The sequence below is a fragment of the Devosia psychrophila genome (assembly GCF_000971275.1).
GTDB classification, from domain to species: Bacteria; Pseudomonadota; Alphaproteobacteria; order Rhizobiales; family Devosiaceae; genus Devosia; species Devosia psychrophila.
Genome location: NZ_LAPV01000011.1, coordinates 1 through 12,940, shown reverse-complemented (window position 1 = coordinate 12,940; position 12,940 = coordinate 1). Strand labels below are relative to the sequence as shown.

Here is a 12,940-nt window from a genome sequence, read left to right as displayed (position 1 = left end):
CATTAGACAAATCGAGGCAAGCATGCAGACGCAAACTTCCCTTTCTGACATCGCCAGAAAAGCCATGCTCGACGTTTTGGCTGCCGCCCCATCGCGTGCTTTGGCCCAATTGTGGGACGCCTGGGCCGACAAGCCCGAGCATTCAAAAGTGCGCGGCCCCGAGGTCGGCCTCGTCATGGTGCGCGGCCGGGCCGGAGGCGGCGGGGCGCCGTTCAACCTGGGCGAGGCGACGGTGAGCCGCGCCAGCGTGCGCATTGTAACCGGGCAGGTGGGTCATGGGTATTGCCTCGGCCGTGACCTCGCCAAGGCCGAAGTGATCGCGGTGATCGACGCGCTGTGGCAGCGCGATGTGGCGCCGGTGGAAGCCCGGATCATCGCGCCATTGCAGGCGCTTGCCGCCGCTGGCGATCAGAAAAGCCGCGAAGAGTCCGCGGCCACCAAGGTCGATTTCTTCACCATGGTGCGCGGGGATAACTGAGATGGACAGCACTTTTGAGGGCGGCTTCGCCAACCCTGTATTCGACGCCCAGACGTCGTTCCGAGCTATCATGGATGCGCTTGCAAATCCCGGTACGCCCCACAAACTGGCCGAAACGGCGTTAGCACAAGGGCCACTCAAGGTCGAATTGGCTAGCACACTGTTAACCTTGAGCGACGCCGATACCCACATCTGGCTGTCAGAGACGCTGCGCACCGAACCCATCGAGGCTTTCATCGCCTTCCACACCGGCGCGCCGCTGACGCGTGATCCGGGCAGGGCGACCTTTGCCATCGTGGCCAGTGTCGACGAGTTGCCGCGCTTCGACGAGTTCAATCTCGGCACCCAGGAATATCCCGATCGCTCGACGACCATCGTGCTGGCCGTGCCCGCCCTGAGCGGGGGCGCCGACATCGTATTGCGTGGGCCTGGGGTCAACGACCACTGGCATTGTAGCCCCATCGGACTGCCCGAGGATTTCCTCACGCAGTGGGTTGAAAACCGCGAACTGTTTCCCCGCGGTATCGACCTCCTGCTGGTGGCCGACGGTCACGTCATCGGCCTGCCGCGCTCGACGCGCATTTCGGAAGGACACTGACATGTATGTAGCCGTCAAAGGTGGCGAAGCCGCTATTGCCAACGCCCATGCCCTGCTGGCCGACCGTCGTCGTGGCGACCGCTCGGTGCCCGCTTTGCGTCTCGACCAGATCGTCGAACAGCTCGGCCTCGCCGTCGACCGCGCCATGGGCGAGGGCTCGCTCTATGACAAGGAACTCGCCGCGCTGGCATTGCTCCAGGCCCGCGGTGACTTGATCGAAGCCATTTTCCTCGTCCGCGCCTATCGCACCACGCTGCCGCGCTTTGGCTATTCCAACCCCATCGACACCGGCAGCATGCTGATCGAGCGCCGCATCTCGGCGACCTTCAAAGACTTGCCCGGCGGCCAGCTGCTGGGACCGACCTTCGATTACACCCATCGCCTGCTCGACCCCGCGATTGCCGGCGGTGAAGTCCCCGCGCCGATCACCCGCGAAGCCGACGTCGAACAGGCGCCCCGCGTCACCGACATGCTCGGCCGCCAGGGCCTGATGGAGCCCGACGGCGATACCGATCCCGACCGCGAAGTCGGCGATCTCACCCGCGAACCGCTGGACTTCCCGCTCGACCGCGACCTGCGGCTGCAGGCCCTGGCCCGTGGCGACGAGGGTTTCCTGCTCGCCCTCGGCTATTCCACCCAGCGCGGCTATGGCCGCAGTCACCCCTTCGTCGGTGAAATCCGCATCGGCGAGGTCGAGGTTGAATTCGACGTCCCCGAACTCGGCTTTGCCGTCAGCCTCGGCCGCGTCCGCGTCACCGAATGCCAGATGGTCAACCAGTTCAAGGGCAGTGCAAAAGTCCCGCCGCAGTTCACCCGCGGCTATGGGCTGGTGTTCGGCCAGGCCGAGCGCAAGGCCATGGCGATGTCGCTCGTCGATCGCGCCCTCCGCGCCCGCGAATTTGGCGAAGACGTCGTCGCCCCGGCGCAGGACGAGGAATTCGTCATTTCACACTCAGACAACGTGCAGGCCACTGGCTTCGTCGAACACCTGAAACTCCCCCACTACGTCGATTTCCAGGCCGAACTCGACCTGATCCGCCGCATGCGCGCCGAACACGACGCCGCTGACATGAAAGAGGCCGCGGAATGACCACCACCGCCCAATACAATTTCGCCTATCTCGACGAGCAGACCAAGCGGATGATCCGGCGGGCCATCCTCAAGGCCATCGCCATTCCAGGCTATCAGGTGCCGTTCAGCTCCCGCGAAATGCCGATGCCCTATGGCTGGGGCACCGGCGGCGTGCAGGTCACAGCCTCGATCATCGGGCCCAACGATGTGCTCAAGGTCATCGACCAGGGCGCCGACGACACCACCAATGCCGTCTCGATCCGTGCCTTCTTCGCCAAAGTCGCGCGGGTCGCCACGACCACGCATACGTCCGACGCCACCATCATCCAGACCCGGCACCGCATCCCGGAAAAGCCGCTGGGGCAGGGCCAGATCCTGGTCTATCAGGTGCCGATCCCCGAGCCGCTGCGTTTCCTCGAACCGCGCGAAACCGAGACCCGCAAGATGCATGCGCTCGAGGAATATGGGCTGATGCACGTCAAGCTCTATGAGGATATCGCGCGCCACGGCCGCATCGCCACCACCTATGCCTATCCGGTCAAGGTCGAGGGCCGCTACGTTATGGACCCGAGCCCGACGCCCAAGTTCGACAATCCGAAAATGCACATGAGCGCCGCCCTGCAACTGTTTGGCGCCGGCCGCGAGCACCGCATTTATGCCGTGCCACCCTATACCGAAGTGGTGAGCCTCGACTTCGAGGACCACCCCTTTACCATCCAGCATTTCGAAGACCCCTGCGCGCTGTGTGGCGCCGAACAGGTCTATCTTGACGAGGTCATCCTTGATGATCGCGGCGGCCACATGTACGTCTGCTCCGATACCGACAACTGCGAAGAACGTCGGGCTGCCGGGCATGTCGGCACGCTGGGCATGCAGGAGGCAGCAGAATGAGCCAGGATTTTTCCCATCAGGAACCACTGCTCCGCGTCGAAGGCCTGACTAAATATTATGGCTCCCGCCTCGGCTGCGCCCACGTCGATTTCGATCTTTGGCCCGGCGAAGTGCTGGCCATTGTCGGCGAATCCGGCTCGGGCAAGACCACGCTGCTGAACTCTCTGTCGGCTACGCTCGAACCCACCTCCGGCAAGACCATGTACCGGATGCGCGACGGGCAATGGCGCAATATCTATGAGCTGAGCGAAGCCGAGCGCCGCTTCCTCGTCCGTACCGACTGGGGTTTTGTGCACCAGAACCCGGCCGATGGCCTGCGCATGACCGTCTCGGCCGGCGCCAATGTCGGCGAGCGGCTGATGGCGGTAGGCGATCGTAATTATGCCCACATCCGTGACACAGCCCTCGACTGGCTCGGCCGCGTCGAGATCGCCGCTGACCGCATCGACGACCAACCGCGCAGTTTCTCCGGCGGCATGCGCCAGCGGCTGCAGATCGCCCGCAACCTGGTGACCGGCCCGCGGCTGGTGTTCATGGATGAGCCGACTGGCGGCCTCGACGTCTCGGTGCAGGCGCGTTTGCTCGACCTGCTGCGTGGTCTCGTCGGCGAACTCGGCCTCGCCGCCATCGTCGTCACACACGATCTGGCCGTGGCGCGTCTGCTCAGCCACCGCATGATGGTGATGAAGGACGGCTATGTCATCGAAGCGGGTTTGACCGACCGGGTGCTCGATGATCCGCGCGAGCCCTACACGCAGTTGCTCGTCAGCTCGATTTTGCAGGTGTGATGCACTATGCCGGCAACAACCACCGGACCGCACCTCCCCCTTGACGGGGAAGGTTGGGAGGGGGTGCGAGAGCCCCGATACTTGGGCCAAACGTCCCCCTCCCTGACCCTCCCCGCAAGGGGGAGGGTGACGACTGAACCTTCGGAGTTCCAATCATGACCGCTCTATCCGTCCAAAACCTTTCAAAGACCTTCACCATGCATCTGCGAGACGGGATCATTCTCCCCGTCGTTGCCAATGTGAACTTCGAGCTACACCCCGGCGAATGCGTCGTGCTGGGTGGCCCGTCCGGCGCCGGCAAAAGCTCCATTCTCAAGATGGTCTATGGCAATTACGGCGTCGATGCTGGGGCCATTCAGCTCCGACATCACGACAAGATCGTCGATCTCGCAACGGCCGATCCGCGCACGGTGCTGACGCTGCGCCGTGACTCAATCGGCTATGTCAGCCAGTTTCTTCGTACCGTGCCGCGCGTGTCGGCGCTTGACGTGGTGGCGGAGCCGCTGGTGATCCGTGGCGTCGACAAGACCGAAGCGCAGGCCAAGGCCCGGGAGCTTCTCGCCCGGCTCAACCTGCCGGAACGCCTGTGGTCCCTGCCTCCGGCCACCTTTTCGGGCGGCGAACAGCAGCGCGTCAATATTGCGCGCGGCTTCATCACCCATCATCCGGTGCTGCTGCTCGACGAGCCGACGGCCTCGCTCGATGCGACCAATCGGGCTGTGGTTGTCGCCATGATCGCCGAAAAGAAGGTGGCGGGCGTGGCTCTTCTCGGCATCTTCCACGACGAGGATGTGCGCATCCAGGTCGCCGACCGGATCGTCGACGTCACGGCTTTCGCTCCAAAGGTGGCCGCATGACCCGGCTCGGCGAACAACCCTGTATCCACCCGACCGCACAGGTGAGCAACTCGACGCTCGGCCGCTATACCGAAATCGGCGCCGGCTGCCATGTGTCGCGCTCGAGCATCGGCGACTATTCCTATTGCGTCGAAAATACCCAGATCGCTTATGCGACGATCGGCAAGTTTGCCAATATCGCCAGCCATGCCCGCATCTATGCCAGCATGCACCCGATGGAACGGGCCTCGCTGCATCACTTCACCTACCGCTCGGCCTGGTATTTCGAGGGCGAGCAGGATGACCAGGAATTCTTTGACTGGCGCGCCGGGCAGGGCATCAGCATCGGCCACGACACCTGGATCGGCCATGGAGCGGTGATCATGCCGGGCATCACCATCGGCAACGGGGCGATCATCGGCTCCAACGCGGTGGTCACCAAGGATGTGGCAGATTTCGGCATCGCCGTTGGTGTCCCGGCCAGAACGATCAAGCAACGCTTCACCGACGATGTCGCCAGCCGCCTAGACGCCATGGCGTGGTGGGACTGGGATCACGAGAAGCTGCACGAAGCTCTCCCAGACTTCCGCAAGCTCGGCATCGAGGCGTTTCTCGAGAAGTATGCCCCCTGATAACCTAGTCCTAGACTCTCCACTTACTTCCTGTTCCCATACGACTGAAGGTCTTGGGGGGAATTGATGGGCACAGTAATAGGGTGGCTTGGACTTGCTGCGCTCGCTGGCATAGTTATTTGGAAGTGGCTGGGGCATTTTCGAAGCGCCAACGAAGACTCGATGTCGTCTGAACGAGTTTCGGTTCCCCATATAGAGGGCGATGGGTCTTTCGGTTTCGATATAGTGGGCGAGTCAAACTACCAAGAGGCGTTAGATCGCATAGCCGGTGGCAAAACTAAGAAGGGGCACGAGGTCGAGTTCTTAGCCACGCTGATCCGAGAGCCCAATAACTCGCACGATAGGAATGCCATTGCCGTGCTCATCGAGGGCCGCAAGGTTGGATATGTTGCTCGACGCGAGGCCAAAGCGATGGCCGAGATGATTGATCGGCGCGGCTACAGCCAATTTACAGCGGATGCCATGATCGTCGGCGGATGGACCGATAGTAAAGGCGAAGGCCACTATGGTGTAAAGCTGGATTTAAATGAATAGATTCTGACGCCCTTATCCGAAGCGCCGTAGTCGATGGGCGTCCAACTAGCACTACGGCGCGTTAGTGCCCTTGGCCTTATCCCCCGCGACACCCCCACAACACATCTTCTCGCACAGTCACACAACCGTCACTCAACTGTTATCCTAGCTTCATCGCCTCGCCCTAGCACTGCCGCAGTTCAACGGGCAGGGGCGCTTGATGCTCAAGATTTCTAACGTATCGCGACGCTTCGGCGACAAGCTTGCCGTCAGCGACGTGAACCTTGAAATCCCGCAGGGGCAAATGGTCGGCATCATCGGCCGCTCTGGCGCCGGCAAGTCCACCCTGCTGCGCATGATCAACCGGCTCAACGATGTCTCGGCCGGCTATATCGAATACGAGGGTGTGCGCACCTCCGAGCTGCGCGGCCAGGCCCTCCGCAACTGGCAGCGCGATTGCGCCATGATCTTCCAGCAGTTCAACCTCGTGCCGCGCCTCGACGTCATTACCAATGTGATGCTCGGCCGGCTCAATGGTCGCAATCCGGTGCTCAACCTGCTGCAGGTCTTTACAGCGCAGGAACAGCTAGAGGCGCTGAAAGCCCTCGAGCGCCTCGACATCGCCCAGACAGCAACGCAGTGGGCACAGACCCTTTCCGGCGGCCAGCAGCAGCGCGTCGCCATCGCCCGTGCACTGATGCAGAACCCCAAGATGATCCTGGCCGACGAGCCGATCGCCTCGCTCGATCCGCGCAACGCCCAGATCGTCATGGACAGCCTTCGCGACATCAATGCCGAAGGCAAGATCACTGTCATCACCAACCTGCACACGCTCGATACGGCGCGCGCTTATTGCGAGCGGATCATCGGCATGGCGGCCGGTAAGGTCGTGTTCGACGGCACCCCCGACGAGCTCACCACCGACGTGGCCCGCACCATCTATGGCGCCGACGGACTCAAGGAGGCCTTCTCGGAAGCCATGACTTCAACTTCCATCGCGCCGCTCAGGCCGCCGATCATCAATACCACAAGCGCCAATCCCGCTTCGTAAACTCGTTCCGCGGCCCGCTTCGGGCCTGCCGACAACCCGCGTCCTAAAGGAAAAACTCCATGACCGCGCTCCGCACAATCCTGCTGGCCTCCGTGGCCCTTACCATGTCCACCGCTGCTTTCGCTCAGGACGTCACCGTCCTGCGCATCGGCCTCGATGGCGGCGAAAACGAAGCCGACCAGCTGCGTCGGTCCGAATGCGTTGCTGAGCCACTGAAGGCTGCAACTGGCGTTTCCGAAGTTCAGTTCTTCCCGTCGCCAGATTACAACGGCATCATCCAGGGCCTGCTCGGCGGCACCATCGACATCGCCATCATGGGCGCTTCGTCCTATGCAGCCATCTACCTCAAGGACCCGGAAGCCGTTGATCCCGTCCTGACCACCCAGCAGGAAGACGGCTCGACCGGCTACCACTCGATCATGGTTGCCCGCAAGGATAGCGGCATCACCGATCTGCCTTCGACCAAGGGCAAGAAGCTCGGCTTTGCCGATCCTGATTCGACCTCGGGCTACCTCGTTCCAAACGTAACCCTGCCAGCCGAAATCGGCGCACCGATCGCTGAATTCTACAGCGAAACCGGCTTCGGCGGCGGTCACGAAAACCTCGTCCTCGGCGTCCTCGACGGCACCTTCGACGTCGGCACCACCTTCGGTTCGGGCCAGGGCGAATTCTCGGAAGGCTTCACTTCCGGCAACCTGCGCATCATGGTCGACAAGGGCCTGCTCGACATGGATGACCTGGTCGAAGTTTGGCAGTCGCCAATCATCCCCAACGGTCCGCTGATGGTTTCCAACAAGCTCCCAGCCGACATGAAGGAAAAGGTCACCGCCTTCTTCAAGGGCCTGCCAGCAGCTGACTTCGAATGCTTCGACGCCTTCACTGCCGGTGGTTACACCGACTTCGTCGACGCCGACCAGACCATGTACCAGACCATCATCGACGCTCGTAAGTCCATTATCGGCGGCTGATTTCGCCAAGGTTGCGGTGGTGATCTGCCACCGCAACCCTTCCCACCCGCGGTGTCATCCCGGCTCCCCGTGTCGCTTCGCGCACGAGGATTAGCTCAGCCGGGATCCATCTCGAGATCGCGCCACAACCGCAAGCTGGTCCTGCTAGGCCATCTCGCCCGCTCCAGCACCTCAGGATGGGCCCCGGCTCAAGGCCGGGGTGACATCGAGAGTTTGGAAAGACCTCGCCTATGGCCGACATCGCACACAGCACCGACGGCCTTTCCCATGCCAACACCACCCTGCTGCAGCATTATCGCAGCCAGGTGCTGACGCGCCGGGTCTATTCGATCCTGATCGTCCTCGGCATTCTCGTCGCACTGCTGGCGGCAATGAACTACGCCAATGCCGCAAATTCCGGGAAGTTCTTCGAGCGGCTTCCCTACATGTTCGACTTCATCAAGAACTTCGTGCCCGAAGATCCGTTCGAGATCTTCCGCGCCATGTTCGACATCGCGTCGCCCTATTACGACGGCAGTCAGAAGTTCGACTACACCTCGCAGCGCGTCTATCTCACCGATAGCCTCTACATTCCCCAGTTCATCTATCAACTTATTATCACGGTCAATATTGCGATCGTCTCGACCATCATCGGTGGCTCGATTGCCTTCTGCCTCTGCTTTTTCGCAGCCACCAACCTGGTCGGCGCCGGTGCCGTCCGCTGGATCGTCCGCCGCATCATGGAAGTGATGCGCGCCTTCCCCGAGATCGTCATTGCCGGCTTGCTGACCGCCGTGCTGTCCATCGGCCCGATCGCCGCCATTGCCGCCGTGTCGCTCCACACCATCGGCGCGCTAGGCAAGCTGTTCTTCGAAGTTGTCGAAAATGCCGACATGAAGCCTGACGAGGGGCTGCAATCGGTCGGCGCCTCCTGGCTCGAGCGCGTGCGCTACGCCATCGTGCCACAGGTCATGCCAAATTTCGTCAGCTATGCTCTGCTCCGCACTGAGATCAACGTGCGCGCCTCCACTATTATCGGTGCGGTGGGCGGCGGCGGCATCGGCGAGGCCTTCCGACTGTCGATCAGTCGCGATCACGCGGCCAAGACCTATGCCATCGTCATCCTGCTCTTGGTCACCGTCATCATCATCGACCAGTTCTCCGGCTATCTGCGCCAGAAGCTGGTCGGCAAGGCGTCCTTCGAACTCGGCCGGGGAGCAGCGTGATGAGCATTTCCGTCGCCGAAAGCAATCGCCTGCACGCCAAATATCCATCGGTGTTCGAACAGAATTTCTTCCAGCGCTGGGGCCTGCTGGTCGGCTTCGCCGCGACGTTGACCTACCTGGTGTTCTGCTGGTTTTTCTTCAACGTCGGCCCGGCTCTGCAAAACGGCAAATGGGACCGCGCTGCCATCTATGTCCAGGATTGGTATTCCTGGCGGGCCCAGCCACGCCTGCGCTTTGAAGACGGCGTGGTGGTGCCGCAATGGTCGAGCCGCGGCCAATATGCCGAAGACACCACGATCGACTGGCTGACGCCGCAGGACGATGGCAGCATGATCGCAACCTTCGGCAATGCCGATGACCGCCTCGAGATCGCCACCACGCAGGTCGATGTCTACATCGATGGCGTCGGCTATCCAATTGCCATCACCGCCGACGGTGCGACTGCGCCAGCCGATGTTCCTGCCGCCATCGAGCAGGACGGCGCCAAGGTCCTGGTCAATTACGGTTTCGCTGGCCAGGCCGAAATCCGCGCCAACCAGGTCAATGTGCAGCGCCGCTTCTTTGGCTGGGCCAATTTCCTCTATGACACCAATTCGCCGCTGTGGGGCAATGACCTGTTTTCCAGCATCGGCCTGATGTTCAGTGGCGATCGGATTGTCCCCGAAATGTCCAACGCGCAACTGGTGCTCGACCAGTGGCTCAACAACCAGGCCTGGCAGCATGGCGATATCCTCGCCAAACTGATGCAGACGCTGGTCATGGCCTTTGTCGGCACACTCTTCGCGACGCTGTTTGCCTTCCCCCTGGCCTTTATTGCGGCCCGCAACATCACTGCCAACCGCCCCGCCAACTGGCTGATGAAGCGCTTCTTCGACTTTATCCGCTCCATCGACATGCTGATCTGGGCGCTGTTCTTCACCCGCGGCTTCGGCCCCGGCCCGATCCCCGGTATTGCGGCGATCTTCTTCACCGACACCGGCGCGCTGGGCAAGGTCTATGCCGAGGCGCTGGAAAACGTCGACGACAAGCAGCGCGAAGGCATGCAGTCGGTCGGCGCCAGCCCACTCTCGGTCAACCGCTACGGCGTCGTGCCGCAGGTATTGCCGGTATTCGTCTCCCAGTCGCTGTATTTCTGGGAAAGCAACACCCGCTCGGCCACCGTCATCGGCGCCGTCGGTGCCGGCGGCATCGGCCTCAAACTGCTCGAGTCCATGGGCACAAACTCCGACTGGGACAAGGTCGCCTATATGGTCCTGCTGATCCTGATGGTGGTGTTCATCTTCGACAACATCTCCAACGCCATTCGCTCCCGCCTGATCGGCCCTGCGGCCCACTAGCCTGAATACTTCCACATCCACGGTGTCACCCCGGCCTTAAGCCGGGGCCCATCTTGAGATTGGGACGGGGCCGTTAGGTGTTGGAACAGGCAGTGCCACCTGGCGGCAGATCCACCATCTCGAGATGAATCCGGCTCAAGGCCGGGATAACATCGAGTGTGGCTGGGCCTTCGTAGCGAAGAGTCTCGATTTTGGCGTATCTTGGCTGTATCAGCGTGGTGATCGCGGAGACAGCCTGAACATGACGCCGGACCTTGACCTGCAGCGCCACAATACCTTCGGCCTGCCGGCCCGCGCGCGGTTTGGCACCACCATCACCCACGCGGGCCAACTTGCACCCTTGCTCGCCGAAGCCGCGGCAATGCACCTGCCGCTACGCGTGCTCGGCGGCGGCAGCAACGTGGTCTTGCGGCCGCATTTTGAGGGCGTCATCGCCCTGATGGGCATTGCCGGGCGAGACATCGTCGGCACTCATGGCGACCACACGCTGGTGCAAATCGGTGCCGGCGAAAACTGGCACTCCATCGTCGAATGGACGCTCGGCCAGGGCCTGCCGGGGTTGGAAAATCTTGCCTCAATTCCGGGCACGGTCGGCGCGGCGCCTATCCAGAATATTGGCGCCTATGGTCTCGAACTAGTGGATCGCTTCCACTCGTTGCAGGCTTTCGACGCGACCGACAACAGCATCCGCAGCTTCGATCGCGATGAGTGCGAATTTGCCTACCGCCAGAGCTTTTTTAAGCGCGCTCCCGGCCGCTTCATTGTTTTATCGGTAACGCTGGCGCTACCCAATGACTGGCGGCCAAACCTCGCCTATCCCGGCCTCATCGACATTCCCGCCGATGCAGACGCCAAAACCATCATGGACCGCGTCGTCGCCATCCGCGCCAGCAAGCTGCCCGACTGGCGCGTCACCGGCAACGCCGGCTCGTTTTTCCACAATCCCATCGTCGAGCCCGAAGTGGCCCAGGCTATCGCCGCCGAATTCCCATCGTCGCCGCGCTATCCGGCCGCCGATGGCCGCATCAAGCTCTCCGCCGCCTGGCTGATCGAACGCGCCGGCTTCAAAGGCCACACCCACGGCGCTGCTGGCGTTTCACCCAATCATGCCCTTGTCGTCGTCAACAACGGCGGCGCCACCCAGGCCGAAATCACCGACCTCGCCGCCGAAATCGTCGCCGGTGTCGCAGCCCGCTTCGGCGTGCAACTGGTGCAGGAACCGGAGCTGCTTTAAGCATCCGCCGACACCTGATTTCGATCGACAGACACAGGCTTTGCCATAAATCTTGAGCATGCCTGCGATAGTGTTGAAAGCCGTCCCGATCCGGCGCGCCACCGCGCGCATGGTGCTGAATAATCCTGGAGCCAAAGATGAATTACGAAACCGTCCTCGCGGACATGATCGCCGTTGCCCGCGACGCTGGCGCGCTGACGCTCGAGCATTTCAAACGCTTCCGGGAGCTGGAAATCGGCATCAAGGGCCCGGCCGATTTCGTCTCCGACGCCGACAAGGAAAGCGAGTTGCTGATCCGCAAGGTGCTGTTCGAGCGCTATCCGGACTGGAGCTTCACTGGCGAGGAGTTCGACCCGGTCGACACTGACAACGAACACCGCTGGCTGGTCGACCCAATCGACGGCACCACCAATTTCATCAACGGCATGCACTACACGATTTCGATTGCGCTGCGTCGCGGCAACGAGACGGTGATCGGCGTGCTGTACAACCCGCCCGCTGAGGAAATGTTCTGGTCCATTGCCGGGCAGGGCGCCTTCATGAACGGCGAGCGCCTCTCGGTCAGCGACCAGGCCGACATAGGTCTGTTCAATATCGGCACCGGCCTGCCGACTCCGGGCCTGCAGCTCTATCCCGGCGCTTACGAACGCCTCGATGCCATCCGTGCCCCAGTCGGTGCCGTCCGCATTGTGGGCAGCGCCGCCAACAGCTGCGCCTATGTCGCCCTCGGCCGTCTCACCGGCTATTACGAGGAAACCGGCTTCGTCGACACGGCCGCGGGAATATTGCTCGTGCAGGAAGCCGGCGGTGTCGTCACCGACTGGTGGGGGCGGGGCCCGGACATCTACGAACGCACCGGCACGCTCATTGTCGCCAACAAGGCCACGCATGCCTATCTGATCGAGAAGCTGAAGCACGTGCCGATGAAAAATCCTCCTCTTACCTCTCCCTTCGGGGGAGAGGTCGGCGCGTAGCGCTGGGTGAGGGGTCTTTACTGGGTGAGTTGCGTGGGGAAGGCTCCCTCACCCGACCCAAGAGGGTCGACCTCTTCCCCCAAAGGGAGAGGTGGAGAAAGAGTTTACCCCCACCTCCCTCCCCTGAGCAACCGTGTTTGATGTCAATCGCTTTTGCCCTTCCATGGTGCATCGTTGGCGATGACGGCGTTGGCTGTGGTGATGAGTTTGCGCATGGCGGCGACGATGGCGAGCTTGCCGGGTTTTCCCTGGTCGCGCAGGCGCTGGTAGAAGTCTCGGATCGGGGGATTGGCGCGGATGGCGGAGAGGCTCGCCATGTAGAGGGCGCAGCGTACCGAGAGACGGCCACCGGCAATATGGGCCT

At 62.0% G+C, this 12,940-nt stretch carries 14 protein-coding genes and 1 pseudogene; 14 read left to right on the top strand and 1 reads right to left on the bottom strand.

Features of this window, described 5'->3' with window-relative positions; translation table 11 throughout:
• Positions 1–22: 22 nt before the first annotated feature.
• The 14 genes from phnG (at position 23) to WH91_RS01610 (ending at position 12,576) form a co-directional block, all read left to right on the top strand.
• Entirely contained in the window at positions 23–478 is a 456-nt protein-coding gene (gene phnG, locus WH91_RS01675; protein ID WP_046169283.1) for a phosphonate C-P lyase system protein PhnG, read from the top strand.
• Position 479: 1 nt separating this feature from the next.
• On the top strand, positions 480–1,076 hold the full coding sequence (gene phnH / locus WH91_RS01670) for a phosphonate C-P lyase system protein PhnH (protein WP_046169282.1): 597 nt from the start codon (positions 480–482) through the stop codon (positions 1,074–1,076).
• Position 1,077: 1 nt separating this feature from the next.
• Positions 1,078–2,166, top strand: a complete 1,089-nt coding sequence (locus WH91_RS01665) for a carbon-phosphorus lyase complex subunit (protein ID WP_046169281.1) — start codon at positions 1,078–1,080, stop codon at positions 2,164–2,166.
• A complete protein-coding gene (locus tag WH91_RS01660; protein WP_046169280.1) occupies positions 2,163–3,038 on the top strand; it encodes an alpha-D-ribose 1-methylphosphonate 5-phosphate C-P-lyase PhnJ in 876 nt (291 codons plus the stop codon). The genes WH91_RS01665 and WH91_RS01660 overlap by 4 nt, the downstream gene beginning before the upstream one ends.
• On the top strand, positions 3,035–3,826 hold the full coding sequence (gene phnK, locus WH91_RS01655) for a phosphonate C-P lyase system protein PhnK (protein WP_046169279.1): 792 nt from the start codon (positions 3,035–3,037) through the stop codon (positions 3,824–3,826). The genes WH91_RS01660 and phnK overlap by 4 nt, the downstream gene beginning before the upstream one ends.
• Positions 3,827–3,981: 155 nt before the next feature.
• A complete protein-coding gene (gene phnL, locus WH91_RS01650; protein ID WP_425285352.1) occupies positions 3,982–4,683 on the top strand; it encodes a phosphonate C-P lyase system protein PhnL in 702 nt (233 codons plus the stop codon).
• Positions 4,680–5,294 carry a DapH/DapD/GlmU-related protein gene (locus WH91_RS01645; protein WP_046169277.1) on the top strand — a complete coding sequence of 205 codons (615 nt, stop codon included), beginning with the start codon at positions 4,680–4,682 and terminating at the stop codon, positions 5,292–5,294. Before phnL ends, WH91_RS01645 begins: the two co-directional genes overlap by 4 nt.
• 66 nt (positions 5,295–5,360) lie before the next feature.
• Positions 5,361–5,828 carry an HIRAN domain-containing protein gene (locus WH91_RS01640; protein WP_082101939.1) on the top strand — a complete coding sequence of 156 codons (468 nt, stop codon included), beginning with the start codon at positions 5,361–5,363 and terminating at the stop codon, positions 5,826–5,828.
• Between the two features lie 196 nt (positions 5,829–6,024).
• Entirely contained in the window at positions 6,025–6,858 is an 834-nt protein-coding gene (phnC, locus tag WH91_RS01635; protein WP_171910578.1) for a phosphonate ABC transporter ATP-binding protein, read from the top strand.
• Between the two features lie 59 nt (positions 6,859–6,917).
• Positions 6,918–7,826, top strand: a complete 909-nt coding sequence (gene phnD, locus WH91_RS01630; RefSeq protein ID WP_046169275.1) for a phosphonate ABC transporter substrate-binding protein — start codon at positions 6,918–6,920, stop codon at positions 7,824–7,826.
• A gap of 230 nt (positions 7,827–8,056) precedes the next feature.
• The gene (gene phnE / locus WH91_RS01625) at positions 8,057–9,031 is read left to right on the top strand and encodes a phosphonate ABC transporter, permease protein PhnE (RefSeq protein ID WP_046169274.1); all 975 of its coding nucleotides are present in this window, start codon (positions 8,057–8,059) and stop codon (positions 9,029–9,031) included.
• Positions 9,031–10,368 carry a phosphonate ABC transporter, permease protein PhnE gene (gene phnE / locus WH91_RS01620; RefSeq protein WP_046169273.1) on the top strand — a complete coding sequence of 446 codons (1,338 nt, stop codon included), beginning with the start codon at positions 9,031–9,033 and terminating at the stop codon, positions 10,366–10,368. Before phnE (WH91_RS01625) ends, phnE (WH91_RS01620) begins: the two co-directional genes overlap by 1 nt.
• A gap of 241 nt (positions 10,369–10,609) precedes the next feature.
• Complete coding sequence (gene murB, locus WH91_RS01615) at positions 10,610–11,602, top strand: UDP-N-acetylmuramate dehydrogenase (RefSeq protein ID WP_046169272.1); 993 nt, start codon at positions 10,610–10,612, stop codon at positions 11,600–11,602.
• A gap of 137 nt (positions 11,603–11,739) precedes the next feature.
• On the top strand, positions 11,740–12,576 hold the full coding sequence (locus tag WH91_RS01610; protein WP_052952525.1) for an inositol monophosphatase family protein: 837 nt from the start codon (positions 11,740–11,742) through the stop codon (positions 12,574–12,576).
• Between the two features lie 143 nt (positions 12,577–12,719).
• Here the strand turns inward: WH91_RS01610 and WH91_RS01605 are convergent.
• A pseudogene (locus WH91_RS01605) lies at positions 12,720–12,940 on the bottom strand (IS110 family transposase); the annotation flags it as partial.

What these genes read in the sequence shown, in the direction of transcription:
- phnE (WP_046169273.1), top strand. Translation starts at nt 9,031, where the DNA reads ATGAGCATTTCCGTCGCCGAAAGCAATCGCCTGCACGCCAAATATCCA.
- WH91_RS01665 (WP_046169281.1), top strand. Translation starts at nt 1,078, where the DNA reads ATGTATGTAGCCGTCAAAGGTGGCGAAGCCGCTATTGCCAACGCCCAT.
- WH91_RS01645 (WP_046169277.1), top strand. Translation starts at nt 4,680, where the DNA reads ATGACCCGGCTCGGCGAACAACCCTGTATCCACCCGACCGCACAGGTG.
- phnK (WP_046169279.1), top strand. Translation starts at nt 3,035, where the DNA reads ATGAGCCAGGATTTTTCCCATCAGGAACCACTGCTCCGCGTCGAAGGC.
- phnE (WP_046169274.1), top strand. Translation starts at nt 8,057, where the DNA reads ATGGCCGACATCGCACACAGCACCGACGGCCTTTCCCATGCCAACACC.
- phnH (WP_046169282.1), top strand. Translation starts at nt 480, where the DNA reads ATGGACAGCACTTTTGAGGGCGGCTTCGCCAACCCTGTATTCGACGCC.
- phnG (WP_046169283.1), top strand. Translation starts at nt 23, where the DNA reads ATGCAGACGCAAACTTCCCTTTCTGACATCGCCAGAAAAGCCATGCTC.
- WH91_RS01610 (WP_052952525.1), top strand. Translation starts at nt 11,740, where the DNA reads ATGAATTACGAAACCGTCCTCGCGGACATGATCGCCGTTGCCCGCGAC.
- WH91_RS01640 (WP_082101939.1), top strand. Translation starts at nt 5,361, where the DNA reads ATGGGCACAGTAATAGGGTGGCTTGGACTTGCTGCGCTCGCTGGCATA.
- phnD (WP_046169275.1), top strand. Translation starts at nt 6,918, where the DNA reads ATGACCGCGCTCCGCACAATCCTGCTGGCCTCCGTGGCCCTTACCATG.
- murB (WP_046169272.1), top strand. Translation starts at nt 10,610, where the DNA reads ATGACGCCGGACCTTGACCTGCAGCGCCACAATACCTTCGGCCTGCCG.
- WH91_RS01660 (WP_046169280.1), top strand. Translation starts at nt 2,163, where the DNA reads ATGACCACCACCGCCCAATACAATTTCGCCTATCTCGACGAGCAGACC.
- phnL (WP_425285352.1), top strand. Translation starts at nt 3,982, where the DNA reads ATGACCGCTCTATCCGTCCAAAACCTTTCAAAGACCTTCACCATGCAT.